The sequence below is a fragment of the Micrococcus porci genome, from assembly GCF_020097155.1.
In the GTDB taxonomy this organism is placed as follows: Bacteria; Actinomycetota; Actinomycetes; order Actinomycetales; family Micrococcaceae; genus Micrococcus; species Micrococcus porci.
Genome location: NZ_CP083691.1, coordinates 1,562,430 through 1,588,262 on the forward strand (window position 1 = coordinate 1,562,430; position 25,833 = coordinate 1,588,262).

General features: G+C 75.4%; 22 protein-coding genes. 16 read left to right on the plus strand and 6 right to left on the minus strand.

Features of this window, described 5'->3' with window-relative positions:
- Nucleotide 1 precedes the first annotated feature (1 nt).
- A complete protein-coding gene (locus tag KW076_RS07435) occupies nucleotides 2–2,608 on the minus strand; it encodes a DNA gyrase/topoisomerase IV subunit A (RefSeq protein WP_224354715.1) in 2,607 nt (868 codons plus the stop codon).
- Between the two features lie 49 nt (nucleotides 2,609–2,657).
- Between KW076_RS07435 and KW076_RS07440 the strand changes: the two genes are divergently transcribed.
- From KW076_RS07440 to KW076_RS07450, 3 genes are all read left to right on the plus strand, one after another.
- Nucleotides 2,658–5,387, plus strand: a complete 2,730-nt coding sequence (locus tag KW076_RS07440) for a bifunctional acetate--CoA ligase family protein/GNAT family N-acetyltransferase (protein WP_224354716.1) — start codon at nucleotides 2,658–2,660, stop codon at nucleotides 5,385–5,387.
- An 80-nt stretch (nucleotides 5,388–5,467) separates the two neighbouring features.
- On the plus strand, nucleotides 5,468–6,130 hold the full coding sequence (locus KW076_RS07445) for a DUF5998 family protein (RefSeq protein ID WP_224354717.1): 663 nt from the start codon (nucleotides 5,468–5,470) through the stop codon (nucleotides 6,128–6,130).
- A gap of 77 nt (nucleotides 6,131–6,207) precedes the next feature.
- On the plus strand, nucleotides 6,208–7,332 hold the full coding sequence (locus tag KW076_RS07450) for an alkaline phosphatase family protein (protein WP_224354718.1): 1,125 nt from the start codon (nucleotides 6,208–6,210) through the stop codon (nucleotides 7,330–7,332).
- Nucleotides 7,333–7,368: 36 nt separating this feature from the next.
- On the opposite strand, the gene sepH is transcribed toward KW076_RS07450, so the two are convergent.
- Complete coding sequence (sepH, locus tag KW076_RS07455) at nucleotides 7,369–8,901, minus strand: septation protein SepH (RefSeq protein WP_224354719.1); 1,533 nt, start codon at nucleotides 8,899–8,901, stop codon at nucleotides 7,369–7,371.
- Between the two features lie 276 nt (nucleotides 8,902–9,177).
- Here sepH and KW076_RS07460 point away from each other — a divergent pair, with 276 nt between their 5' ends.
- Nucleotides 9,178–9,477, plus strand: a complete 300-nt coding sequence (locus KW076_RS07460; protein WP_224354720.1) for a DUF4193 domain-containing protein — start codon at nucleotides 9,178–9,180, stop codon at nucleotides 9,475–9,477.
- 83 nt (nucleotides 9,478–9,560) lie between these two features.
- Here KW076_RS07460 and KW076_RS07465 read toward each other — a convergent pair whose 3' ends face one another.
- Entirely contained in the window at nucleotides 9,561–10,073 is a 513-nt protein-coding gene (locus KW076_RS07465; RefSeq protein ID WP_224354721.1) for a DUF3093 domain-containing protein, read from the minus strand.
- A 45-nt stretch (nucleotides 10,074–10,118) separates the two neighbouring features.
- On the opposite strand from KW076_RS07465, the gene dut reads away from it, so the two are divergent.
- Genes dut through KW076_RS07485 form a run of 4 tightly spaced genes read left to right on the plus strand, consistent with a single transcriptional unit; the run spans nucleotide 10,119 to nucleotide 12,427 of the window.
- The gene (gene dut, locus KW076_RS07470) at nucleotides 10,119–10,610 is read left to right on the plus strand and encodes a dUTP diphosphatase (protein WP_224354722.1); all 492 of its coding nucleotides are present in this window, start codon (nucleotides 10,119–10,121) and stop codon (nucleotides 10,608–10,610) included.
- Nucleotides 10,607–11,386 carry a DUF3710 domain-containing protein gene (locus tag KW076_RS07475; protein WP_224354723.1) on the plus strand — a complete coding sequence of 260 codons (780 nt, stop codon included), beginning with the start codon at nucleotides 10,607–10,609 and terminating at the stop codon, nucleotides 11,384–11,386. Before dut ends, KW076_RS07475 begins: the two co-directional genes overlap by 4 nt.
- Nucleotides 11,387–11,396: 10 nt before the next feature.
- Nucleotides 11,397–11,714: a hypothetical protein gene (locus tag KW076_RS07480; protein ID WP_224354724.1), complete on the plus strand. Its 318-nt coding sequence runs from the start codon at nucleotides 11,397–11,399 to the stop codon at nucleotides 11,712–11,714.
- The gene (locus KW076_RS07485) at nucleotides 11,711–12,427 is read left to right on the plus strand and encodes a DUF3159 domain-containing protein (protein WP_224354725.1); all 717 of its coding nucleotides are present in this window, start codon (nucleotides 11,711–11,713) and stop codon (nucleotides 12,425–12,427) included. The genes KW076_RS07480 and KW076_RS07485 overlap by 4 nt, the downstream gene beginning before the upstream one ends.
- On the opposite strand, the gene KW076_RS07490 is transcribed toward KW076_RS07485, so the two are convergent.
- On the minus strand, nucleotides 12,424–13,080 hold the full coding sequence (locus tag KW076_RS07490) for a potassium channel family protein (RefSeq protein ID WP_224354726.1): 657 nt from the start codon (nucleotides 13,078–13,080) through the stop codon (nucleotides 12,424–12,426). The two genes, KW076_RS07485 and KW076_RS07490, sit on opposite strands and share 4 nt — an antisense overlap.
- Nucleotides 13,077–13,781, minus strand: a complete 705-nt coding sequence (locus KW076_RS07495; RefSeq protein WP_224354727.1) for a potassium channel family protein — start codon at nucleotides 13,779–13,781, stop codon at nucleotides 13,077–13,079. The genes KW076_RS07490 and KW076_RS07495 overlap by 4 nt, the downstream gene beginning before the upstream one ends.
- Nucleotides 13,782–13,866: 85 nt before the next feature.
- Between KW076_RS07495 and KW076_RS07500 the strand changes: the two genes are divergently transcribed.
- From KW076_RS07500 to KW076_RS07530, 7 genes are all read left to right on the plus strand, one after another.
- A complete protein-coding gene (locus KW076_RS07500; protein ID WP_224354728.1) occupies nucleotides 13,867–15,882 on the plus strand; it encodes an APC family permease in 2,016 nt (671 codons plus the stop codon).
- A 78-nt stretch (nucleotides 15,883–15,960) separates the two neighbouring features.
- Entirely contained in the window at nucleotides 15,961–17,421 is a 1,461-nt protein-coding gene (locus tag KW076_RS07505; protein ID WP_224354729.1) for a class I SAM-dependent RNA methyltransferase, read from the plus strand.
- A 213-nt stretch (nucleotides 17,422–17,634) separates the two neighbouring features.
- Nucleotides 17,635–20,337, plus strand: coding sequence for an aconitate hydratase AcnA (gene acnA, locus KW076_RS07510; protein WP_224354731.1), 2,703 nt, complete (start codon nucleotides 17,635–17,637; stop codon nucleotides 20,335–20,337).
- A 148-nt stretch (nucleotides 20,338–20,485) separates the two neighbouring features.
- Nucleotides 20,486–22,552 carry a 1-deoxy-D-xylulose-5-phosphate synthase gene (gene dxs / locus KW076_RS07515; RefSeq protein WP_224354732.1) on the plus strand — a complete coding sequence of 689 codons (2,067 nt, stop codon included), beginning with the start codon at nucleotides 20,486–20,488 and terminating at the stop codon, nucleotides 22,550–22,552.
- Entirely contained in the window at nucleotides 22,549–23,106 is a 558-nt protein-coding gene (locus KW076_RS07520) for a hypothetical protein (RefSeq protein WP_224354734.1), read from the plus strand. The genes dxs and KW076_RS07520 overlap by 4 nt, the downstream gene beginning before the upstream one ends.
- Nucleotides 23,107–23,108: 2 nt before the next feature.
- Nucleotides 23,109–24,083: an aldo/keto reductase gene (locus KW076_RS07525; protein ID WP_224354735.1), complete on the plus strand. Its 975-nt coding sequence runs from the start codon at nucleotides 23,109–23,111 to the stop codon at nucleotides 24,081–24,083.
- Between the two features lie 16 nt (nucleotides 24,084–24,099).
- Nucleotides 24,100–24,459, plus strand: a complete 360-nt coding sequence (locus tag KW076_RS07530; RefSeq protein WP_224354737.1) for a PLD nuclease N-terminal domain-containing protein — start codon at nucleotides 24,100–24,102, stop codon at nucleotides 24,457–24,459.
- Between the two features lie 44 nt (nucleotides 24,460–24,503).
- On the opposite strand, the gene KW076_RS07535 is transcribed toward KW076_RS07530, so the two are convergent.
- Complete coding sequence (locus tag KW076_RS07535; protein WP_224354738.1) at nucleotides 24,504–25,016, minus strand: Rieske (2Fe-2S) protein; 513 nt, start codon at nucleotides 25,014–25,016, stop codon at nucleotides 24,504–24,506.
- A gap of 96 nt (nucleotides 25,017–25,112) precedes the next feature.
- Here KW076_RS07535 and KW076_RS07540 point away from each other — a divergent pair, with 96 nt between their 5' ends.
- Entirely contained in the window at nucleotides 25,113–25,814 is a 702-nt protein-coding gene (locus KW076_RS07540; protein ID WP_224354740.1) for a hypothetical protein, read from the plus strand.
- Nucleotides 25,815–25,833 lie beyond the last annotated feature (19 nt).

Genomic DNA, 25,833 nt, shown 5'->3' on the forward strand with positions numbered 1-25,833 from the left:
GTCAGTCCGCCGAGACCTCCACGCCGGAGTCGTCCACGGGGGCGGCCGCGACGAGCTCGGGGGACGCCCCGGCGCCCACGGCCTCGACGCGCTGGTCCACGGGCACGCCCGAGCCGTCGCGGCGGCCGTACTCGACCGGCAGGGCGCGGGCCACGCCGGCCTTCGAGGCGGCCAGGGCCGGGGAGGCGCCGACCCACGCGAGCGTCAGGTGGGTCTCGCCCTTGAGCAGTCGGTGCGCGCGCACGCCGCCGGTGCCGCGGCCCTTCACCGGGTACTCGCCCAGGGGGGTGACCTTGACGGACCCGCCGGCCGAGCCGAGCAGGTCCGCGTCCCCGTCCGTCACCGTCACCACGACGGCGGGCCGCGGGTGGGCGGCCGGATCCTCGCCCTCCGCGGTCATCGAGGCGGCCGGGGCGACGCCGAACGCGATCACGGCGTCCTCCGCCCCCACGCGCAGGCCGGCGACGCCCCCGCCGGCCGGGCCCTGGGGGCGCACCTGGGAGGCCGCGAAGTGCAGCAGCTGGCCGGCACGCGTGACGAACACGAGGTGGTCGCCGTCGTCCGGGGCCGGAGCGGCACCCACCACGGAGTCCCCGTCCTTGAGCGCGATGGCGGTGAGCTCGTCCCGGTTCAGCGGCCATTCGGGGCGCACCCGCTTGACCACCCCGTGCGCGGTGCCGAGGGCGAGCACTGCATCGAGGGGCACGAGGGCCACGAGCGACTCGCCCTTGGCCAGCGGCACGAGGTCCTTCGCGGGGCGGGCCGCCGTCAACGCGGGCGCGGGGGAGGACTCCTCCGCCGCGGGCAGCTCGACGGCCTGCAGGCGCAGCACGCGGCCGGTGCTCGTCAGTGCGCCGACCTCGCCGCGCGCCGTCGTCGGCACCACGGAGACGAACGCGTCGTGCTTGCGCCGCCGGCCCTGCGGGGCCAGGGGGGTGCGGTCCACGGTGCGCAGCAGCCGCCCGGTGGTGGTGAGCAGGGCCCAGCAGGCCGTGTCCGGGATCATCAGCTCGCCGCCGTCCGACGGGCCGGTCCCCGCGGGCAGGGCCGGCTCGCCGGGGGCGGAGACCACGGAGGCGGCCGCGTCCGCGGTCACCAGCTCGGTGCGGCGGTCGTCGCCGAACTCGTCGGCCACGGCCTGCAGCTCGGCGGAGACCACCTCGCGCAGCCGGGCGTCGGAGGCGAGGATCGCCTCGAGCTCAGCGATCGCGGCCGCGAGCTCGTCGCGCTCGGCCTCGAGCTCGATGCGCGAGAACTTCGTGAGCTGGCGCAGGCGCAGCTCGAGGATGTGCTCGGCCTGGACCTGGGAGAGGTCGAAGACCTGCATGAGGCGGGTGCGGGCCGCGGCGGTGTCGTCCGAGGAGCGGATGATCTCGATGACCTCGTCGATGTCCACGAGGGCCAGCAGCAGGCCCTCCACCAGGTGCAGGCGGTCCCGGCGCTCACCCAGCCGGTGCACGGTGCGCCGGCGGACCACGTCCATGCGGTGGTCCACGTACACCTGCAGCAGCTCGCGCAGCCCCAGGGTGCGGGGCCGGCCGTCCACGAGGGCCACGTTGTTGATGCCGAAGGACTCCTCCATGGGCGTGTGCCTGTACAGCGCCGCGAGGACGGCCTGAGCGTTGAAGCCGGACTTGAGCTCCACCACCAGGCGCAGCCCGTGCTTGCGGTCCGTGAGGTCCACGACGTCGGAGATGCCCTGCAGGCGGCCGCCGCGGACGCCGTCCTTGATCTTCTCGATCACCTTCTCCGGGCCCACCGCGTACGGCAGCTCGGTGACCACGATCCCCGTGCGCCGGCTCGAGACCTGCTCGATGCTCGCCGTGGCCCGCATGCGGAAGGTGCCGCGGCCGGTGGCGTAGGCGTCCCGGATCCCGTCCAGCCCCACGATCCGTCCGCCCGAGGGCAGGTCGGGCCCGGGCACGTGGGCCATGAGCGCCTCGAGGTCCGCGTCCGGATGCGCCAGCAGGTGCCGTGCCGCCGCGACCACCTCGCGCAGGTTGTGCGGCGCCATGTTCGTGGCCATGCCGACGGCGATGCCCGCCGCGCCGTTGACCAGCAGGTTGGGGTAGGCGGCCGGCAGCACGGCCGGCTGCTGGAACTGGTTGTCGTAGTTGGGGACGAAGTCGACCGTGTCCTCGTCCAGGTCCGCCGTCAGGGCGAGGGCCGCCGGGGCCATGCGGGCCTCGGTGTAGCGCGGCGCCGCGGGACCGTCGTCGAGGGAGCCGAAGTTGCCGTGGCCGTCCACCACCGGCAGGCGCAGCGAGAACGGCTGCGCCAGACGCACCATGGCGTCGTAGATCGCCGCGTCCCCGTGGGGATGCAGCTTGCCCATGACCTCGCCGACCACGCGGGCGGACTTCACGTGCCCGCGGTCCGGGCGCAGGCCCATCTGGGACATCATGAACAGGATGCGCCGCTGCACCGGCTTGAGCCCGTCCCGCGCGTCCGGCAGGGCGCGCGAGTAGATCACGGAGTAGGCGTACTCCAGGAACGAGGCCTCCATCTCCTGGGAGACGTCGACGTCGACGATGTTCTCCTGCTCCACGGGGAGGGGGGCCGGGGCGTCGGCCTCGGCGGTGCGGGAGCGGCTCGATCGGGTGGTCATGGTGTGCGGGGGATCCTCACGGGGTCGGTTTGTGTCTACGCTGAATCCTATGGCTGAGCCCGACACCGAGACCGCGTATCCGAGCCAGTGGGAGGCCGACGTCGTCCTCCGCGACGGCGCCACCGCGCGCCTGCGCCCCATCCGCGAGGACGACGTCGACGGCCTGCGCGCCCTGCACGCCGGCCAGTCCGAGTCCTCCATCTACCTGCGCTACTTCACGTTCAAGTCCGAGCTGTCCGCCAAGGAGCTCGAGCGCTTCACGCACGTGGACCACCGGGACCGCGTCGCCCTCGTGATCGAGCGCGGCGGGCGCATCCTCGGCGTCGGCCGCTACGACCGATACGGGGACTCCGACGCCGCCGAGGTCGCCTTCAACATCTCCGACGCCGCCCAGGGCCAGGGGCTGGGCTCCATCCTCATGGAGCACCTGGCCGTCGCGGCGCGCGAGCAGGGCATCCGCCGCTTCACCGCCGAGGTCCTGCCGGAGAACCGCAAGATGCTCTCCGTGTTCCAGGACTCCGGCTTCGAGGTGGCCCGCCACTTCGAGGACGGCGTGGTCGCCGTCGAGTTCCCCATCGACCCGACCGCCCGCTGGCGCGCCGTCGTGGAGTCCCGCGAGCACCGCGCCGAGGCCCGCTCCGTCGCCGAGCTCGTGGAGCCGGAGTCCGTCGCCGTCGTGGGCGCCTCGCGCGACCCCCACGCCGTCGGCTCCATCGTGCTGCGCCACATCCTCGAGGCCGGCTTCACCGGCCGCGTGCACGCCGTGAACCGCGCCGCCGAGGACGTCCAGGGGCTCACGGCCCACGCCTCGCTCAAGGACATCGGCGAGCCCGTGGACCTCGTCGTCGTGGCCGTGCCCGTGGCCGAGGTCGACGCCGTCGTCGCCGAGGCCGCCGAGGCCGGCGCCCAGGGCCTGCTCGTGCTGACCTCCGGGTACGCCGACGCCGGCGAGGACGGCCTGCGCGCTCAGCGCCGCCTCGTGGCCCGCGCCCGCGCCCGCGGCATGCGCGTGATCGGCCCCGCCTCGGCGGGCCTGGTCCGCACCGCGCCCGACGTCCGGCTCAACGCCTCCCCGTCTCCGGGCCTCGCCTCGCGCGGCCCCGTGGGGGTGTTCAGCCAGTCCGGCGCCGTGGGCGCCATGATCACCGCCGGCATGAAGCGCCGCGGCGTCGGCATGTCCACCTCCCTGTCCGCGGGCAACCGGGCCGACGTCTCGGGCAACGACGCGATGCAGTTCTTCGAGGACGACCCCCACACGGCGGCGGTGGGCGTGTACCTCGAGTCCTTCGGCAACCCCCGCAAGTTCTCCCGCATCGCCCGGCGCCTGTCCCGCACCAAGCCCGTCGTGGTCGTGCGCTCCGACGTCACCGGCCGTGCCCTCCCGCCCGGCCACGAGACGCGCACCACCCAGGCGCCCGAGGGGGCCGTGGACTCCATGCTCGAGCAGACCGGCGTGCTCGAGGCCGCCACCCACGAGGACATGCTCGACCTGCTCATGGCCGTGGCCACCCAGCCGCTGCCCACCGGTCGGCGCGTCACGCTGGTGGCCGACTCCCTCGCACTGGACCGCCTGGGCCGCGACGCCGCCGCCGTCGCCGGGCTCGAGGTCGTGGCCACCCACGGCCTGGGCGGCAGCGAACAGGGCATCGCCCCGACCGCCGACGACGTGGTGGCCTCCGTGGAGGCCGCGCTCGCGGCCGGTGACACGGACGCCGTGGTGGTGGTCACGCGCCTGGGCCTGCACCAGGATGAGGACGCGGCGCACGAGGTCGCCCAGGCGCTCGCCCGGGTGGCCGAGGGCGCGACCGTGCCCGTGCTCGGGTGTCTCACGGACGTCGTCTCCGCGCGCTACGGGGGCGCGCGCGTCGGAGGGGCCGCCGCCCCTGCCGCCGACGCCGAGCCCGGCGCACTCCAGCCGGGACTCCCGCTGTACCCCTCGCCGCGCAAGGCCATGACCGTGCTCGGCCGGCTCTGCGACTACGTCGCCTGGCGCCGCGAGGACGCCGGCGAGCCCATCGAGCTGACCGACGTGGACGTCCGCGCCGCGGAGGCGCTCGTCGACCGCGCCCTCGAGCGCGCCCTGGGCACCGAGCTGATCCGCCTCACCGGGGCGGAGACCGAGGAGCTGCTGCGGATCTACGGCATCGGGGTGCTGCGCTCGCGGCGGTTCACCACGCCCGACGAGGCCGTCGCGGCCGCGGAGGAGCTGGGCTTCCCCGTGGCCGTCAAGGCCGTCGACCCGTACCTCCGCCACCGGCTCGACCTCGGCGGCGTGCGCCTGAACCTGGAGGACGCCGAGTCCCTGCGCCAGAACGTGCGCCAGATGAGGGCGGTGCTGGCCCCGTTCGGCGTCACGGAGCTCGAGGTGCAGTCCATGGCGCCCTCCGGCCAGCCCTGCATGGTGACCGCGCTGGAGGACCCCCTCCTGGGCCCGGTGGTCTCCTTCGGCATGGCCGGCGACGCCACGGACCTGCTGGGGGACTGGGTGCACCGCGTGCCCCCGCTGACCGACCAGGACGTCCGGCGCATGGTCCGGTCCCCCCGCGCGGCCGTGAAGCTCGACGGGGTCGGGGGAGTGCCCGCCGTGGACCTGGACGCGCTGGAGGACCTGCTCGCCCGCGTGAGCTGCCTGAAGGACGACCTCCCCGCCGTGGCCCGGCTGCGCTTCGCGCCGGTCCTCGCCGCGCCGACCGGCACCACGGTGCTCTCCGCCGAGGTGGACGTCGCCAACGCCGCCGGCCGTACCGACTCCGCCCGCCGCGCGCTGCGCGCCAGCTGACGGGGGTCACCGGTGCAGGAGCGGCGGGGCGGCTGTGCCCGCCGCCCCGCCGCGCGTCGGCGCCGCCTAGCATGGAGGGCATGACCCCGCTGCGCTGGAACAACCACGACGACTCCGCCTCGGACGGCCGCCGCCCGGCCGGGGAGGTCCGCCGCACCCGGCAGACCGTCGACGCCACCGGCACGCTCGAGCAGGCGCTGGCCCGGGCGGGGTACTACCCGGAGCTGGTCTCCCACGCCGTGGCCCTGGAGCTGGAGGGGCGCACGGTCCACGCCCACCTCGTGCACGTGGACACGCACTTCGACTACGAGGAGATCCACCGGCACATCACCGTCCTGGTGGTCGCAGACGACGTCATGCTCGCCGTGCACCTCGACGACCACGCCGCGGACCCGGCCGGGCACTCGGTGCTGGCGCAGGTGGCCACGGAGATGGTGCCCCTGCGCGCCATCGAGTCGGTGCTCATCACCACCGGCCACGCGACTCCGGAGCGCTACCGCCCCACCGATCCGGTGGCCGAGGTGACCCTCGGAGTGCAGTGGGCGGGCGGCCAGCGCCTGGACCTGCAGCCGGCGGGCTGCGCGGACCCGCAATGCGACGCCGACCACGGCTACACGGGCACCAGCGTGCGCGAGGACCTCGTGATCCGCGTCGCCGCCGACGCCGAGGGGCAGGGCGCGGTGGACGCCGCCCTGGCCTTCGCGCGGACCCTCCGCCGCGTGCACCTGGCGGCGGTCGCGTGACCGGCCCGGACGCCGCCGCTCCTGCCGGCCCGGGGCTTCCCCCCGGGCCCGTCCCGCCCGAGCGCGCGCTGCGCTCCGTGCTGACCTCCGCCGCGGCGGCCCTCGGCGTGCCCGGCTGCGCGAACGCGCTGGGAGTGCCGGTGACGCGGCGCGTCGTCGTCGCGCTCGTGGACGGGCTCGGCCGGGGCGTCCTGAAGCGCTTCAGCGGCCACGCCCCGACCCTGCGGGCGGCCATGGCCGACGGCGGTCGGGTGCTCACGGCCGCCACCCCGACCACCACGGCGGCCTCGCTGACGAGCCTGGGCACCGGACTCGACGTGGGGGAGCACGGCGTCGCCGGCTACGACGTCCTCGACCCGGACCGGGGGGTGGTCGTCAACATGCTCGGCGGCTGGGACGAGGCCACGGACCCGCTGGCCTGGCAGCCGCACCCCACGGTGTTCGAGCGGGCCGTGGAGGCCGGCGTCGATGCCGTCACCGTCTCGCTGCCCGAGTTCGAGCACTCCGCGCTGACCCGCGCAGGGCTGCGCGGCGGCCGGTTCGTCGGCGGGCGCGGCCTCCTCGCCCGGGCCGGTCACGCGGAGCGGGTGCTGGCGGACGCCTGCGTGCCCACGCTCGTCTACTTCTACGTCAACGAGCTGGACAAGGCCGGCCACCGCGACGGCGTCGGCTCCCGCTCCTGGCTCCACGCCCTGGAGGAGGTGGACGCCGCCCTCCGCCGCCTCGTGTCGCGCGTCCCCGCGGGGACCGTGGTGCTCGCCACGGGCGACCACGGCATGGTGGACGTCGCGGAGTCCCGACGCGTGGACTACGCGGCCCTCGGCGACGACGGCGCGCCGGTCAGGCCGGGGCTGCTCGCGGGGGTGGCCCACACGGCGGGCGAACCGCGCCTGGTGCAGCTGCACTTCGCCCCGACGGCGACCCCCGCGGAGCGTGAGGGGACCCGCCGGGCATGGGAGGACGCCTACGGGGACCAGGCCTGGATCCTCACCCGTGACGAGGCCGTGGCCGCGGGGTGGTTCGGCGAGCGCGTCGCGGACCGCGTCCTGCCGCGCATCGGCGACCTGCTCGTGGCGTGCCACGGGGAGCTCGCGCTCTACGATGGGCGCCGCGTGAGCCCCCGCGCGTTCGCGATGGTCGGGCAGCACGGGTCGCCGACCCGCGCCGAGCGCGAGGTGCCGCTGCTCACCTGGCGGCGCTGAGGCGCCCCTGCCGCGGGCCGCGCACGGGCTCCGGCGTCAGTCGCTCTTCTTGCCGAAGACGATGTCGTCCCAGCTGGGCACCGAGGCGCGCCGCGCGGCGGAGCGCGCCCGGGGCCGCGGCGTCGGCATGGCGGGGCGCTCCCGACGCGCGGTGCGCGCCGGCTCCTCCTCCTGCGGGGCGGCCACCGGCGCATCGGACGGCTCGGCGTCGGCCTGCATGGTTCCGGCCTGCCCGGTTTCGGTCCGATCGGCACCGGAAGGCCCGGCAACGGTCTTCCCGGCGTCGGTCTTCCCTGGGGCCTGCGGCGTCACGGCGTCCTCGCGGCCGGCGGCGTCGACCGCCGGGGCCGCCTCGGCGGCGGGGGAGTCGGCCTCGACGGGCGGGCGGCCGTCCGCGCCGTCCTTCGCGACCTCCTCCCGGAGCGAGGGCAGGCCACGCAGCAGGCGGGCCGCCCGGCCGGGGGCGGCGGGCTCGGTCTCGGCCTGCTCCGTGTGGTCGGCCTCGGCGCCGTCCTGGCGGGCCTCGCGCTCGGCCACGCCGCGGGCGATCAGGTGGGCGAGGGCGTCGTCGGACTCCGCGTCCTGACCGACCCGCCGGCCACGCCGGGCCCGCAGGATCTCGAGCAGGTCGGCGTCGACCCCGACCGAGGACGGGCTCGCCCCCAGCGGAGTCACGGCCGCGGGGGCGTCGCCGCCCGAGGCCTCCTCACCGCCGCCCTGCTGCGGCGCGGCAGCATCGTCCTCCCGTGTCAGGGGCTCCTCTGCGGTGAACACGTCCCACGCCTCGGCGTCGGAGAGGATCCGCGCCCAGGCGTTCTCCGGGTCCAGCCGACCACCGGCCGGGCGGAACGACCAGCGGGCCGGCGGCTCCTCGGCCGTCAGCGCCCGACCCCGCGGGGGCAGGGGGAACCGGGCGACCACGGTCCATGCGACGCCGCCGCTCTCACGCCAGGCGTCCCACTCCAGGCTCGCCGGGTCCGTGCCGAGCTCGCGCACTCGGTGCTCGGCGAGCGCGCCCAGGGTGGTGGGACCGCCGTCGGCGACGGTGCCGGAGTAGAGGTCCGGGCCGCCGACCCACACCTGGACGGCGCGCGCCTGCTGGGCGATGTAGCCGCGCTCGGCGAGCACCGGGTACCCGTAGGTGCGGACCCGGGAGAACGCGTTCCCGGACTCGCGGGCGACCTGCTCGACGGATGCGCCCGCGCGGATGCGGGCCTGGATGTCACGGGGGCTCAGGGGCTGGGCCTCGGCGGTGGCCGCCGCGCGCACGTCCGCCTGCTCGGCCACCGCCGTCACGGGAGCCGCCGGCTCCTGGGCAGGGGACGGCGCCGGTCGCGGGACCTCCGGGGCGGGGGCCTCCGCGGACGGCTCGTCGGCCTGGGCGGGGGAGGCGGGCGCGGCACCGTCCGCGGGCTCGGCGGCGGGGACCGCGTCCGGGCGGGCCACGTCGTCGAGGGCGAGGCGGCGCAGGAACGGGGTGCGCTCGAGCGTGTGCTCGGTCCCGTCCGGGGCCGCCAGACGGAGGGCGTGCCCGTCCTCGGTGGTGCCGGTCAGTCGGAGCTCGGCCATGGAGGCGGTCCCTTCCGTGTCGTCGAGCCGGGGCGGGGGCGCCGCCCGGGCAGGGTTTCTCCGATCCTAACGGCCGGGGAGGCCCCCGCGGCGGGACCTGCGCCCGGGCGGTCCAGTCCGCCGGGAGCGGAGCATTTTGCTCCGCGCCCCTCATGGTGCACAATCTACGCGCAACGGCGCTGGACGGGCCCTCCGCGATCTCCGCGGCGCCCGCCGACGGCGCCCCCCGACACCGGTCCCGGTGCCGTCCCACCACCAGCGGAGCGTGAGATCCCCATGGCCACCGACTACGACGCACCTCGCAAGAACGAGGAAGAGCTGAGCCAGAACTCCATCGAGGAGCTCAAGGCCCGGCGCACCGACACCCAGTCGGCCGTGGTGGACGAGGACGAGACGGAGGCCGCGGAGGGCTTCGAGCTCCCCGGCGCCGACCTCTCCGGCGAGGAGCTGATGGTCCGCGTGCTCCCCGCGCAGTCGGACGAGTTCACCTGTGCCTCCTGCTTCCTGGTGCGCCACCGGTCGCAGGCCGCGCGCGAGGAGGGCGGCCTCGTCTACTGCACCGACTGCGAGGGCTGACCCACCGCCACGACGACGCCCCCGACCCTCCAGGAGAGGGTCGGGGGCGTCGTCGTGTGCGGCGGTCCGGGGAGGAGCGGCGCTCAGCCCTCCCCGGCCATGCGCCCGCCGAGGGCGGCCACCAGGTCCTCCGGGTGACGGGTGCTGGCGAGCCAGTAGGGGGTGGCGTCCCGCTCGTCCTCGATCTGGATGCGGACCACAGGCGAGATCCAGCCGCGCACGCACACGTACGCCAGGCCGTGCAGCAGGGGGCCGCGCTGTGCCCGGGCGGCCTCGCCGCGGTGCCCGGTGACGGCGCCGAGGTGACGGCGCTCGATCTGCGCGCGGCCCACCTGGAGGGTGCGCTCGCGCACCACGATCCGCGGCGTGGAGGCCAGGAGGACGACGGCCTCGACGACGAAGAACACCGCGGCCGCCAGGAAGCCGGCCCAGAGGGCCACCGGGGCGAGCACGAAGATGCACAGTCCGGCGAGCAGCAGGGCCACGAGCCACACGCCCACGGACGGGCTCAGCCGCTCCTCGTACTGCACCGGGTCGGCGCTCGCGGCGACGGTGCGGGGGGCGTGGTGGTCGGGGGTCGCGGAGGCGTCCTGCATGTCCTCCAGCTTCCCACATCCGTCCGGGCGGTAGAGTCGGGCCTCGTGAACGGACCCCGCGAGATCGACGTCCCCCTGCGCGCCCTGGACCCGCAGCTGCCGCCGCCGGAGTACGCCCGGCCCGACGACGCCGGGGCGGACCTGCGCGCCGCGGAGGACGTCACGCTGGCCCCCGGCGAGCGCGCCCTGGTGCCCACCGGCGTCGCGCTGGCCATCCCCGCCGGGTTCGCCGGCTTCGTCCACCCCCGCTCCGGGCTGGCCGTGCGCCACGGCCTGAGCGTGGTGAACGCCCCCGGGACCATCGACGCCGGCTACCGCGGCGAGATCAAGGTCCCGCTCATCAACCTCGATCCGACCGAGCCCGTCGTGCTGCGCCGCGGCGATCGGATCGCCCAGCTGGTGGTGCAGCCCGTGGTGCAGGCCCGCTTCATGGCCGTGGACCGGCTCGCGGACTCCGAGCGCGGCGAGGCCGGGTTCGGCTCCACGGGCGGGTTCACCCCGGCCGCCCACGACGACGCCCCCGGGAGGACGGCATGATCTTCGGACGCAACCGCAACGTGCGCCACGAGCAGGTGGCCGTGCCCGAGCAGCTCAAGGACGAGCGTGACCGGCTGGTCGAGGCCCGCCCCGCCCCGGCCGCCGAGGGAGACCGCGGCCCCTTCGACGTCGAGGCGGCCCCGTCCGGTCGGCCCTCCGTCGACCTCGGAGCGCTGCGCGTTCCCGCCGTCCAGGGCATGCAGCTCCGCCTGGACGTCGAGGACGCCACCCAGCGGATCGTCGCGGTCACCGTGACCCTGGAGCGCTCCGCCCTGCAGATCCAGGCGTTCTCCGCGCCCCGCGCCGCGGGTGTCTGGGACGACCTGCGCGCGGAGATCAAGGAGGCGCTGGTGGGCACCCCCGGGGCCCAGGTGCAGGAGCAGTCGGGCGGGTTCGGCCCGGAGGTGCTGACGCGCATCCCCGCCACCCTGCCCGACGGCTCCCCGGGCTGGAACGTCGCCCGCTTCGTGGGGGTCGACGGACCCCGCTGGTTCGTGCGCGGCGTGTTCCACGGCGAGGCCGCGTACCTCCCGGACGCCGCCCGCGCCCTCGAGGACGTCTTCGCCGGCGTCGTCGTGGTCCGGGGTGACGCGCCGCTGCCCCCGCGCGAGCTGCTCCCGCTGCGCCCGCCGGCCGACGCCCAGCCCGTGCGGCGGCGTCCGCGCCCGCATGCGGGCGGCGAGCCCGACGTCCACGCCCGCCGGCCCGACGACGCGCCGGAGACCGGCGCCGAGACCCTCCCCGAGCGCGGCCCGGAGATCACGGAGATCCGGTGAGGCGCGCCCGATGAGCCCCCGCAGGACGCCCGCCCCCGCGGGGGAGCGCCCGGCCGGGGAGCGGGTGGGCGTCGTGGTCGCAGTGACGTTCCCTGGGGCCGACGACGCCACCGTCTTCCGCGCCGCCCTGGCCGATGACCTGCCCGCGCCGGGCCGGCCTGAGCCGCAGGAGGTCCTGCACCTCGTGTGGCACGGTCGCCACCGGGTGGCCGGGGTCATGCCCGGCGCCTGGATGCGGGTCCTCGGGCACCCGGTGGCCGTGGCCGGCGAGCCGACCCTGTTCAACCCCGAGTTCCACCTGATCGACGACGAAGGCGGCCCCGCATGAGCGCCCACCCCCGGCCGGACCACGGCCCCGACGCCGCACCCTCCGCCGCGGAGGGGCTGCAGGCGCTCGGCGCGCGGACCCGCGTGGACGAGGACGGCCGGATCGACGCGCTGGCCACCGTCGGCGGCGTCCGGGGCATCGTCGAGGCGTCCCTGCCCACCCTCGTGTTCCTCGTCGTCTTCCTGCTCGCCGGCCAGGTCTGGACCGCCGGCGCGGCCGCCCTCGGCGTCGCCGCGGTCATGACCGCGGCGCGTCTCGCCCAGCGCCAGTCCGCCGCCCAGGCGCTCGCCGGGCTCCTTGTCGTCGGCGTGTCCGTGGTGCTGGCCCTGACGCGCGGCGAGGCGCGGGACTTCTACCTGTGGGGCTTCGTCACGAACATCGCCTACGGGCTGGCCCTGCCCCTGTCCGCCGCGTTGGGCTGGCCGCTGGCTGGCCTGCTGTTCGGGATGGTGCGCGGCGAGGGTCTGCACTGGCGTGCGGACCCCGCCCGCCGCAGGGCCTACGGGATCGCCACGCTGATCGTGGCCGCCGTGTCATGGCTCCGCCTGGCCGTGCAGGCACCGCTCTACCTGGCGGACGCGGCCACGGCCCTGGGCGTCGCCCGCGTGGTCATGGGACTGCCCCTCTACGCGCTCGGGCTCTGGCTCGCCTGGTCGGTGAGCACGCCCCGTCCCGGCGCCCCGCCGCTCCGGCGGGACCCCGCCGCGGGCTAGCCCACCAGGAGGCGGCGCAGGGCGCCCTCGGCCTCCGCGTCGGCCAGGAAGAACAGCTCGTCGGACTCCTCGAGGACCTCGTCCGGCGTCGACGAGCGCGGAGCGCCGTCGCGGACGATCGCCACCAGGGGGGCCGCCGCGGGCCAGGACACGGTGCCGACGCGGCGTCCGCGCAGCCAGTGGCCGCTCGGGATCCGGAACTCCGTCAGGGCGGCGCCCCCGGCCTCCAGGCGCAGCAGGCGCACGAGGTCGCCCGACTCGACGGCCTCCTCCACGAGCGCCGTCATGATGGACGGCGTGGACACGGCGACGTCCACGCCCCAGGACTCGTCGAACAGCCAGTCGTTCAAGGGGTTGTTCACCCGCGCCACCGTGCGCCCCACGCCGAACTCGCTGCGGGCGAGCAGGGAGGCCACCAGGTTCGCGCGGTCGTCACCCGTGGCGGCCACCAGCACGTCCGCGCCGAGCGCCCCCGCCCGGCCCAGCACGCCGAGGTCCGTGGCGTCCCCGAGGACGGTGCGGGCCCCGGCCAGGTCGGAGCGGGCGGCGGCGTCCGCACGCGACTCCACGACGGACACCTCGTGCCCATGCGCGTGCAGCTCCCTGGCGATCGACGACCCCACCGCTCCGGCTCCCGCGATCACGACCCTCATGCGTCCTCCTCCTGGTCCTCGTCCTCGCCCGCCCGCACGTCGCCGGCCTCGCCCTGCAGGGCCGCCTCCACGCGGTCACGACGGGCGGCGGGGTACGCCACGTGGAGCACGTCGCCCTCCTGGAGCACGCCGTCCGGGGAGGGCAGCACGCCCTCGCCGTAGCGGGTCAGGTAGGCGATCCGCGCGCCGACGGCGGCCTCCACGGCGTGCAGGGGACTGCCCCACCACGAGCGGTGGGGCATGTAGTCCCCCATGGCCAGCCGCCCGGAGGCGTCCCGGCGGGACGGCTCGGCGGTGCCGGCCGGGAGCAGCCGGTGCAGGACCTGGTCCGCGGTCCACTCGACGGAGGCGACCGTGGGGATGCCCAGGCGCTGGAACACCCGGGCCCGCTGGGCGTCGTAGATCCGCGCGACGACGTGCTGCACACCGAAGGTCTCCCGCGCCACGCGGGCGGCGATGACGTTGGTGGTGTCCTCCGTCGTCACGGCGGCCAGACCCTGCGCCTGTTCGATGCCGGCCCGCCGCAGCGCGTCGCGGTCGAAGCCGATGCCGGCGACGACCGTCCCGCCGAAGTCCGGGCCGAGGCCGGCGGTCAGCTCCGGAGAGCGCTCGATCACCGCCACGGAGTGGCCGGCGGTGTCCAGCGCCCCGGCCAAGCGGGTGCCGACGCGCCCGGCGCCGACGATCACGTAGTGCGCCACGGCGCTCCCTTCCACGGCGCGTCGGGTGCGCCGTCGTCCGCCCCATCCTCCCATCCGCGCGCCCCCCGGGCGGTACCGTGGAGCGGTGAGCACGCCCCCCTCGACCCTGCGCCGCCTGCTGCTCGGCCGTCCGGTGGCCTCGGGCGCCCGGCCCGCGCCCCGCCGGGGGCGCTGGCTCGCCCTGCCGGCCACCGCGTCCAACGCCCTGTCCTCGCTGGCCTACGCGCCGGACGAGGTCATCCTGACCCTCGTCGCCTCGGGGACCGGGGCGCTCGCGCTGGGGCCGCTGGTGGGGTGGGCCGTCGTCGCCGTGATGGTGCTGATCGTGCTGGCGTTCCGCGCGGCCGTGGTGGCCGTGCCCCGGGGCGGCATCTACCGCATGGCCCGCACCAAGCTCGGTCCGCGCTCCGGCGTGGTGGCCGCCGCGGCGCTCCTGCTCGACTTCGTCTTCACCGCCGCCGTGTCGGTCGCCGCGTTCGCCCACCACGCGTCGGCCCTCGTGCCCGCCCTGCGCGGCCACGTCGGGATCGTCTCGGCGGTCGCCCTGGTCCTGGTGCTGGTCTCCGCACTGCGCGGCGAGCGCGGCAGCGGGGCGCTCGTCACGGTCCTCGTGGCCGCGTTCGTGGGGCTGCTGGGCACCCTCGTGGCGGTGGGCCTGTGGCAGTCGGGCCAGGGGACGCTCGCTGCCGCGCCGAGCGCGGGGCTGCACGTCGACGGCGCCGGACTCGGCCCCGTGGGGGACGCCGCGACGGCCCTCCTGGCCCTGCGGGCGTTCAGCGCCGGGTCCGTGCTGCTCTCGGGCGTGGAGGTCCCCCTCTCGGCGACGGACCGCATGGCACGGCCCGCGGTCCGCACGGCCCGGTGGGTGCTCACCGTGCTGGCCGTCGTCGTGGGCACGCTCACCGTGGGCGTCATGCATCTGGCCCAGCGCACGGGCGTGGTCGTGGCCCTGCACCCGGACCGGCTGCGCACCGCGGACGGGGCGCCGTTGGCCCCGGACACGGCCCCGGCACCGGTGGTGGCGCAGCTCGCCGAGACGGTCTTCGGCGCGGGCTCGCCGGGCGCGGTCGCCACGGTCGCGGTGACCAGCCTGCTGTTGCTCGTGGCCGCCCGCGGCGCGTTCCGCTCCTTCCCGACGCTGACCGCCCGGCTGGCGGAGGACGGCTGGCTGCCGCGCCAGCTGCGCGTGCGGGGCGACCGCATGGTTCACACCGGCGGCACCTTGGCCCTGGCGACGGCGACGCTCCTGCTCCTCGTCCTGTTCCGGGGGCGCACCGCGCTCCTGGTGCAGCTCTACGTCATCGGCGTCCTGCTCGCCTTCGCGCTCGCGCTCGTCGGGATGCTCCGGCTGTGGCGGCTCAAGCTCGCCCACACCCCGGGCGCCCGGGCGCGTGCCTCCGTGCGGGTGAAGCTCGTGGTCACCGCGGTGGGCCTCGGGGCGACCGCGCTGGCCGGCGTCGTGGTGCTCGTGACCCGCTTCGCGCAGGGCGCCTGGGTGGCGCTCCTGGCGATCGGGGTGAGCGCCGTGGTCATGGGCCGGATCCGCCGCCACTACCGGGCGGTGGAGGCCGAGCTCGCCCCCGACCCCCAGGACGACGCGCGGGCCCTGCCCTCGCGGGTGCACGCGGTCGTGGTCGTGAGCACCCTGAACCGGCCCGCCCTGCGGGCCCTGGCCTACGCGCGGGCGACGCGGCCGGCCACGCTGGAGGCCGTCGTCGTGGACGCGGACCGGCGGCAGACCGAGCGCGTGGTGGAGGACTTCGCCCGCGCGGGACTGCCCGTGCCGCTCACGGTGATCGCCGCCCCCTACCGGGACACGGTGGTGCCGCTGGTGCGCCACGTGCGGGGCCGGCGGCTGCGGTCGCCGCGTGACCTGACCATGGTCTTCATCCCCGAGCACGTGGTCCGCGGGGGATGGCGGCGGCTGCTGCACAACCGCACGGCCTCGCGCCAGAAGGCCCGCCTCCAGCGTGAGGCCGGCGTGATGGTGGGCTCGGTGCCGTGGCAGATCCGGGAGGGGGACCCGCACCGGCCCGTCGAGGGCGGGATCGTGGCCTGCGCCGCACCCGGGGACGTCCCCGAAGGCGTGGAGTCGTCCTGACGTGGGCCGGATAGACTGGATCCGGCCGACGCCCGGGCGCAATGCCTGAGGCGCGCCGAGATGCGAGAGGGAGTCAGGATGACCGCCATGGACACCAGCACGGAGGTCGTCGCGCCGGGCGGCGTGATCGAGGTCGAGGCCGGCGCGATGGCCCACGGCGGCCACTGCGTGGCGCGCCATGAGGGGCGCGTCGTGTTCGTGCGGCACGCCATCCCCGGCGAGATCGTCCGGGTCGCCCTGACCGAGGCCGAGCCGGGCGCCCGCTTCTGGCGCGGGGACGTCGTCGAGGTGGTCCGCCCCTCCGAGTTCCGCCGGATCCACCAGTGGAAGCTCGCGGACTCCCTCCGCGCGCACGCCTCCGGGCGCCTGCCCGTCGGCGGAGCCGAGTACGGCCACATCGTGGTGCACCACCAGCGCCGTCTCAAGGCCCAGGTCTTCCGGGACACCGTGGCCCGCATCGCCGGTGTCACGATCGAGCCGGAGGCCCTCCATGCGGGCCACGAGGACGAGCCCACCGGCCAGCACTGGCGCACCCGCACGGCGTTCGCGGTGACGCCGCAGGGTCGGATCGCCATGCACGCCCATCGCTCGGCCGTGCTGCTGCCCGTGCGGAACATGCCGCTGGGCGTCCACGCCCTGGACGCGCTGGCCCTGTGGGACTGGGACTTCACGGGCGCGGCCCGCGTGGACGTCGCCACCCCCGCGGACGGCACCCAGCCGCTGGTGCTGGCCACCCCGACCCCGCAGACCCTCGCGGACGAGGCCCGCCTGGGCAAGCTGCGCACCCGCATCCGCCAGGCCGCCAACGCGTGCCCCGTGGACGTCTCCACCGGCTTCGCGGTCCCGGGTCCCAAGAAGTTCTCGCCCACGGGCATCCAGCGCATCACCGGACGCACCTGGGTGCACGAGACCGTGTCCTCCGAGCGCGGCGGCGAGCGGACGTTCCGCGTCACCGGCGACGGCTTCTGGCAGGTCCACCAGCACGCGCCCGCCACTCTGGTGGACGCCGTGCTCGAGGACGTGGACCCGCAGCCGGGGGAGGTCATCGCGGATCTGTACGCGGGAGCCGGCCTCTTCAGTGCCTTCCTCTCCGACGCGGTCGGCGAGGAGGGCCGCGTGTACTCGGTGGAGGCCTCCCGGCAGGCCTCCAAGGACGCCCGCCGCAACCTGCTGTCCCTGCCCCAGGCGGGCGTGCTCAACGGTCCGACGGACAAGGTCCTCGGCTCGTGGATCAAGGAGCCGGAGCGGACCACCCGCGACGGCGGCCTGGACGGCGACCGTCTCGACGCGGTCGTCCTGGACCCGCCGCGCGCCGGCGCCGGCCGCCGCGCGATCGAGCGCATCCTGGCCCTGGCCCCGGGGCGCATCTGCTACGTCTCCTGCGACCCGGCCTCCTTCGCCCGCGACCTCGCCTGGCTCCGCGAGGGCGGCTACGAGGTGGAGCGCGCCCGGGTGTTCGACCTCTACCCGGACACCCACCACCTGGAGTCGGTGACCCTGCTGCGCCCTGCGGGCGAGGTCGAGCAGACGACCCTCTGAGGGAGGGAGCCCCCGGGGCGCGCCGCGGCCGGGCGCGCCACGGAGGACGCAAAGCGGCGTCGCCGTCCGCCTCGGGGGTAGGCTGGGGGAGCGCGGCCCTGTGTGACCGAGCTGACATCCGATCCCCGCGGGACGGATGTGGGCGAGGTGCGGAGGCCGACCCCCGTCGGACCAGCGCCCGGACATCCCGGGCGGGAATGAGGAGTCCCTCAGATGACCACTGTCGACAGCTTCGGCTCCAAGGGCGTCCTGGACGTCAACGGCTCCGAGTACGAGATCTTCCGCCTGAACGCGGTCGAGGGCGCCCAGAAGCTGCCCTACGCCCTGAAGGTGCTGCTGGAGAACCTGCTCCGCACCGAGGACGGCGCGAACGTCACCGCCGAGCAGATCAAGGCCCTCGCCTCGTGGGACCCCACCGCGGAGCCGGACACGGAGATCCAGTTCACGCCGGCGCGCGTGATCATGCAGGACTTCACCGGCGTGCCCTGCATCGTGGACCTCGCCACCATGCGTGAGGCCATCGCGGACCTGGGCGGCGACCCCTCCCGCGTGAACCCGCTGTCCCCGGCCGAGCTGGTCATCGACCACTCCGTGCAGATCGACTCCTTCGGCAACGACGCCGCCGTCGAGCGCAACATGGACATCGAGTACCAGCGCAACGGCGAGCGCTACAAGTTCCTGCGCTGGGGCCAGACCGCCTTCGACGACTTCAAGGTCGTCCCCCCGGGCATGGGCATCGTCCACCAGGTGAACATCGAGAACCTGGCCCGCGCCGTCATGGTCCGCGACGTCGACGGCGTCAAGCGCGCCTACCCGGACTCCTGCGTCGGCACCGACTCCCACACCACCATGGTCAACGGCCTGGGCGTGCTGGGCTGGGGCGTGGGCGGCATCGAGGCCGAGGCCGCGATGCTCGGCCAGCCCGTGTCCATGCTGATCCCGCGCGTCGTGGGCTTCAAGCTGACCGGCCAGATCCCGGCGGGCGCCACCGCCACCGACGTGGTGCTGACCATCACGGAGCAGCTGCGCGAGCACGGCGTCGTCGGCAAGTTCGTGGAGTTCTACGGCGAGGGCGTCGGCGCGGTGCCGCTGGCCAACCGCGCCACCATCGGCAACATGTCCCCGGAGTTCGGCTCCACCGCCGCCATGTTCCCGATCGACGACGTCACCCTGGACTACCTGCGCCTGACCGGCCGCTCCGAGGAGCAGGTCGCCCTCGTGGAGGCCTACACCAAGGAGCAGGGCCTCTGGCATGACCCGTCCGCCGAGGTGCAGTACTCCGAGTACCTCGAGCTGGACCTGTCCACCGTGGTGCCCTCCATCTCCGGTCCGAAGCGTCCCCAGGACCGCATCGTGCTGTCCGACTCGAAGGATCAGTTCCGCAAGGACCTGCACAACTACGCCACCCAGGACGAGGCCGGCGAGGGCCGCCCGTCCAAGCTGGTGGACGTGCACATGGAGGACGGCCGCGAGTTCCAGCTGGACCACGGCGCCGTGTCGATCGCCTCGATCACCTCGTGCACCAACACCTCCAACCCGTCCGTGATGATGGCCGCCGGCGTGCTCGCCCGCAACGCCGTCGCCAAGGGCCTCACCGCCAAGCCGTGGGTGAAGACCTCCGTGGCCCCGGGCTCGCGCGTCGTCACCGACTACTACGAGAAGTCCGGCCTCAACGCCTCGCTGGACGCCCTCGGCTTCAACGTCGTGGGCTACGGCTGCACCACCTGCATCGGCAACTCCGGTCCGCTGGAGTCCGAGATCTCTGAGGCCATCCAGGAGAACGACCTGTCCGTGACCGCGGTGCTCTCCGGCAACCGCAACTTCGAGGGCCGCATCAACCCGGACGTGAAGATGAACTACCTGGCGTCCCCGCCCCTGGTGGTCGCCTACGCCCTGGCCGGAACCATGGACTGCGACTTCGAGAACGAGGCCCTGGGCACGGACCAGGACGGCAACGACGTCTTCCTGAAGGACATCTGGCCGGACCCGGCCGAGGTCCAGCGGATCATCGACGAGTCCATCGACACGGAGATGTTCACCTCCCAGTACGGCACCATCTTCGACGGCGACGAGCGCTGGCAGTCCCTGGAGACCCCCACCGGCAAGACCTTCGAGTGGGACGAGGCCTCCACCTACGTCCGCAAGCCCCCGTACTTCGAGGGCATGCCGGCGCAGCCGGAGCCGGTCCAGGACATCGCGGGCGCCCGCGTGCTCCTGAAGCTGGGCGACTCCGTCACCACGGACCACATCTCCCCGGCGGGCTCCTTCAAGTCCGACACCCCGGCCGGCCAGTACCTGCTGGCCAACGGCGTCGAGCGCAAGGACTTCAACTCCTACGGCTCCCGCCGCGGCAACCACGAGGTGATGATCCGCGGCACGTTCGCCAACATCCGCATCAAGAACCAGCTGCTGGACGGCGTCGAGGGCGGCTTCACCCGCGACTTCACCCAGGACGGCGCCCCCCAGGCGTACGTCTACGACGCGGCCCAGAACTACGCCGCCGCGGGCACCCCGCTGGTCGTGCTGGGCGGCAAGGAGTACGGCACCGGCTCGTCCCGCGACTGGGCCGCCAAGGGCACCGCGCTCCTGGGCGTCAAGGCTGTCATCACCGAGTCCTTCGAGCGCATCCACCGCTCGAACCTCATCGGCATGGGCGTGCTGCCGCTGCAGTTCCCCGCCGGCGAGTCCGCCGACTCCCTGGGCCTGACGGGCACGGAGACCTTCGCGATCTCCGGCATCGCCGAGCTCAACGAGGGCCGCACCCCGAAGACCGTGAAGGTCACCGCCACCGCCGAGGACGGCAAGGTCACCGAGTTCGACGCCGTCGTGCGCATCGACACCCCCGGTGAGGCCGACTACTACCGCAACGGCGGCATCCTGCAGTACGTCCTGCGCCAGATCGCGGCCAAGGCCTGATCCGCGCGCGGACCCGGGCGGGCGCCCCGTGCGTCCGCCCGGCCCCCGACGCCGGCCCGCACCCTCCTCGCGAGGGTGCGGGCCGGCGTCGTCTCCCGGGTCCGCCGTCCCCCCTCCGCGGGCCCCGGGCGAGTACCCTGGGACGACCATGTCTGACACCTCCCGTGCCCCCCTCGGCGCCCCGCTGCTCCCCGGGATCCACTCCCCGGAGGACCTCGCGCTCCTGAGCGACGCCCAGCTGCGCGCCCTCGCCGCGGAGATCCGCGCCTTCCTCATCCAGCACGTCTCCCAGACGGGCGGCCACCTGGGCCCGAACCTCGGGGTCGTGGAGCTGACCCTCGCGATCCACCGGGTGTTCGACTCACCGCGGGACGCGGTGGTGTTCGACACCGGGCACCAGTCCTACGTGCACAAGCTCCTGACCGGCCGCCAGGACTTCTCCCGCCTGCGCCAGCAGGGCGGGCTCTCCGGATACGGGGACCGCGCCGAGTCCGAGCACGACGTCGTGGAGTCGTCCCACGCCTCGTCCTCGCTGTCCTGGGCGGACGGGATCAGCCGGGCCTGGAAGCAGACGGGCCAGGGGGACCGCACCGTCGTCGCGGTGATCGGCGACGGCGCCCTCACCGGCGGCATGGCCTGGGAGGCCGTCAACAACATTGCGGCGGACCGGGATCGCCGTGTGGTGATCGTGGTCAACGACAACGGCCGCTCCTACGCGCCCACCGTCGGCGGCATCGCCGACCACTTGGGGGGCCTGCGCCGCGGGGTGCTGGACAAGGTGCGCATGCACCACCGGTACGAGCAGACCCTGGACTACCTCAAGCGCCGCCTGCAGGAGGCCGGCACCGCGGGGGAGATGGTGTACCGGCCCCTCCACGCCGCCAAGAAGGGCCTCAAGGACCTCTGGGCGCCCCAGGGGCTGTTCGAGGACCTGGGCATGAAGTACATCGGCCCCGTGGACGGCCACGACGAGCACGCCCTCGAGGAGGCCCTCGAGGACGCCAAGGCCTACGGCGGCCCGGTGATCGTGCACGCGATGACGGAGAAGGGCCACGGGTACGGCCCGGCCACGTCCCACGAGGACGACATGTTCCACGCGATCGGGCGGATCGACCCGGAGACGGGCCGGCCGATCTCCTCGCCCACGGCACAGTCCTGGACCTCGGTGTTCGGGGAGGAGATCCTGGACATCGCGCGGGAGCGGCCGGACGTCGTCGCCATCACCGCGGCCATGCAGAACCCGGTGGGCCTGGGGCCGATGGCCGCGGAGTTCCCCGACCGGGTGTTCGACGTCGGCATCGCCGAGCAGCACGCGGTCACCTCCGCCGCGGGCATGGCCTTCGGCGGCCTGCACCCGGTCGTCGCGGTCTATGCGACGTTCCTCAACCGCGCGTTCGACCAGGTGCTCATGGACGTGGGCCTGCACCGGGCCGGGGTCACCTTCGTCCTGGACCGCGCCGGCGTGACCGGTCCCGACGGGCCGAGCCACCACGGCATGTGGGACCTCGCGCTGCTGCAGTCCGTGCCGGGGCTGCGCATCGCCGCCCCGCGCGACGCCGACACCCTCCGGGAGGAGCTGCGCGAGGCCGTCGCCGTCGACGACGCCCCCACCGTGCTCCGCTTCGCCAAGGGCTCCGTGGGGGAGCCCGTGCGCGCCCTGGAGCGGCTGTCCGACGGCACGGATGTGCTGGCCCGCCTCGGGGCGCCCACCGGGGCGGACGGCGCCGAGCGCGACGTGCTGATCGTCGCCGTCGGCTCCTTCGCCGAGCTCGGCCTGGACGTGGCACGGCGCCTCGGCCAGCACGGGATCACCGCGACGGTCGTGGACCCCCGCTGGGTGCTGCCCGTGGCGCGGTCCGTGATCGAGCTGGCCGGTCGCCACCGGATCGTCGTGTGCCTCGAGGACGGCGTGCGTGCCGGCGGCGTCGGCTCCCGGATCCGCCAGGAGATGCGCGCCGCCGGCGTGGACACCGCGCTGAACGAGGTCGGCCTGCCGGTGGAGTTCCTGGCGCACGCCACACGGGACCAGGTGCTCGAGCGCGTGGGCCTGACCGCCCAGCGCATCACCCAGGACACGGTCGCCCAGGTCCTGGGCGCCAAGGTGCCCTACGCCCGCGCCCTGCCCCGGGACGCGGAGCACCCCGAGGCGTCGGCCCACCCGGCCGGCGCCCCCACGACGTCGGCCCAGGCCGCCCGACCAGAGGAGCAGGCATGAGCATCTCCCGGCTGTACCGCGACCGCACCGAGGAGGACGGCCGCCGCTCCTTCGAGTACCGGGAGGCCTGGATCGACCCCTCCGGCGAGCTGTTCACGGTCCACCACGGCCGCGTCGGCCACCCGGGGACGGTCGGCGACCAGCCGCTGACCTCGGAGGCCGAGGGCGCCGAGCTGATGGACGCGTTCCTCGCCCAGGGCGAGGCGGACGGGTTCGCCCCCGCGGACGAGGACGCCTTCGACGTCCTCGAGGTGGCCTACCGTCTGCGCGGGCGGGCGATCACGGAGATCGAGCGCCGCCACGGCCGGACCCTCCGCGAGGAGGTCACCCACCAGCTGGCCTGGCGCGGCCTCGGCGAGGTGACCGACGTCGTCGACGGCGACGGCGAGCTCGTCCTGGTGGTGCGCACCCCGCACGCCCCGAAGGCCGCCGCCGAGGTGCCCGCCGCCGCCAAGCGCGCCCACGGCATCCAGCCGAACAAGGTGGAGGTCCGCCGCGTCGACGCGCCCCGGACCCCGGCCGGGGCCGCCCCGGACGCCGACGGGGAGGGCTGAGCGTGCGCACCGTCCGCCTGGGCCGCTCCGGCCTGACCGTCTCCGTGGTCGGCCTCGGCTGCAACAACCTCGGCCGCCCCGGGACCGCCACCATGGAGCAGGAGGGCACCGACGCCGTCGTGCACGCCGCGCTCGACGCGGGGATCACGCTCTTCGACGTCGCGGACGTCTACGGCGCCCGCCCCGGCCTCTCCGAGGAGCGTCTCGGCCGCGCCCTGGGATCGCGCCGCGACGAGGTCGTCCTCGCCACGAAGTTCGGCATGGACATGGGGGGCGCGGCCGGCGCTGACGGCGGCGCGCGCGGCTCCCGCCGGTACATCGTGCGCGCGGTGGAGGACTCGCTGCGCCGGCTGGGCACGGACTGGATCGACCTGTACCAGTTCCACACCCCCGATCCGGCGACGCCGATCGAGGAGACCCTGCGCGCCCTGGACGACCTCGTCCGCTCCGGCAAGGTCCGCTACATCGGCCATTCGAACCGCACAGGCTGGCAGATCGCCCAGGCCGAGCACGCGGCTCGGGAGATCGGCGTCGAGCGGTTCGTCTCGGCGCAGAACCACTACAACCTGCTGGACCGCCGCGCCGAGCTCGAGGTGCTGCCCGCCTCCGCCGAGTACGGGCTCGGCGTCCTGCCCTACTTCCCGCTGGCCAACGGCCTGCTCACCGGCAAGTACTCCGACGGGACGGCCCCCGCGGGTTCGCGCCTGTCCCACGTGCGGCAGCACATGGTGGAGGAGGCCGACCGGGGCCAGCTGGCCGCGTTCGGCGCGTTCGCCCGGGAGCGGGGGATCACCGAGGTCCAGGCCGCCATCGGGTGGCTCGCCGCCCAGCGACCGGTCGCCTCGGTGATCGCCGGGGCCACCCGGCCCGGGCAGATCGCCGAGAACGCCCGCGCCGCCGACTGGGAGGCCACCCCCGCGGACCTCGCCGAGCTCGACGCGCTCTTCCCCGCCCCGCCCCCCGTGGCCCTGTTCTGACGGCGGAGGCACGTTGATGGAGCCGTGGCTGGGCTGGACCCTGTCCGCCGTCGTCGGGACGATCTGGGTCGCCGGGCTGGTGTCCCTCCTGCGCGGTCCGCTGGACGAGCGCCGTCGTCTGCCGTGGGCGCTGGCCATGGTGGTCCTGCCCGTGATCGGCGCCGGCGCCTGGTTCTGGTGGCGGCACCGCCACTACCCGGCGCGCAAGGCGGCGGAGCCGGGCTGGGACCCGAATCGGCGGGACCCGGTGGTCCTGCCCCCGGCCCGGTCCGGGCGGGCGGCCCCCACCGCCATCGGCCGGCCCGACCCGTGGGCCGGGCACGCCCCGCACCCGGACCGGCTGCCCACCCGGCGCTACGGCGCGCCGGAGGACTGAGGGCGCGGCCGTGGACCCGGCCTCGTGGGCCGCGGGGATCCGCGTCAGAGCTTGACGACGATCCGATCGCCCTCGATGGCGGCCTGGTAGTCGGTCAGGGGCGCCTTGGCGGGGCCGCCGAAGGGCTCGCCCGTGGCGACGTCGAAGTTGGATCCGTGGCACGGGCACGCGTAGGCGGTGCCCTCGGGGCGGTCGACCACCTGGACCAGGCAGCCCTGGTGGGTGCAGACGTTGGAGAACGCGGTGACGGTGGACTCGTCCGCGCGGTGGAGCAGCAGGGTGCGGCCCTGGACCTGCACGGACGTCGTGCCGCCCACGGGGAGCTCGGCCAGGGCCATGGCGTCCGTGGTCTCGGAGCCCACGTGGTGGTCTCCGGCGGCCGCCTCGTCCTTGAGCTGCTGGGTGCAGCCGGACAGGACCACGGAGCCCGCGCCGGCGAGGGCGACGAGCGAGCCGGCGCCGAGGACGGAGCGGCGGGAGGAGCCGGCGGGCTCGGCGGAGCAGCCGGAGCAGCACGGCGAGGCGGAGGTGTGCGGGGCGGGATCCTGCGAGGTCATCCCTCCAGTATGGCACCGCGGCCTGCCCGCCGATGGCAGGATCGGGGGTGACGACCGCCCCGACCGGGGCCGCCCGCCGAGCCGAAGGAGTCCGCCGTGTCCGCCCGCTACGACCTCACCCCGTTCGAGACCTGGGAGGCGGTCGCCCTGGACGGGGTGCACGCCGGATTCCTGCACCGCCGCCTCGCCGACGGGATCCTGACCACGCGCATGGCGTTCCAGCCCACCGGAGCCCAGCGCCGGGAGCGCGCCGACCTGCCGCAGCGCTACCTCGCACAGGCCCGCGTGAGGTTCTCCGCGGACGGATCCACCTGGGAGGTCTGCGACTTCGAGGACTCCCTCACCACGCAGAACGTGCGGATCGCGCGGGAGCGGGCCGGGCTGGGCGCGGAGGTCGTGCCGTCCTGGGCCGAGCACCTGCTGATCACCGCACAGCGCACCCCCGAGCACGACGGCGCCCCCTACCTCCGCCTCGAGGAGTCCTCCCCGCTGCAGGGTCCGGTCCGCATGCCCCCGGCGGTGCTGCGCATCGGCGCCCGCGAGGCTGTGCCGGCGGCGGGGCCCGCCGGCTCGGAGGCGGGGCAGGCGCGGCCCGAGGGGCTGCGGGTGGAGGTGGTCTCCGAGGGGCACGTCCTCGCGGTGCACTGGCTGGGCGAGCCCGCCACGGAGGGGCGCCGCCCGCTGGTCGCCTCCGACTGGGGCGGCGGGACGGTCTCGGTGCCGGTCGCCACGGCGGCGGAGGCCCTGGAGGGGCTGCCGGCGGACCTGCACACCTTCGCCCAGCTGCCCACGGACTGACCCCGGCCGGGCACGACGC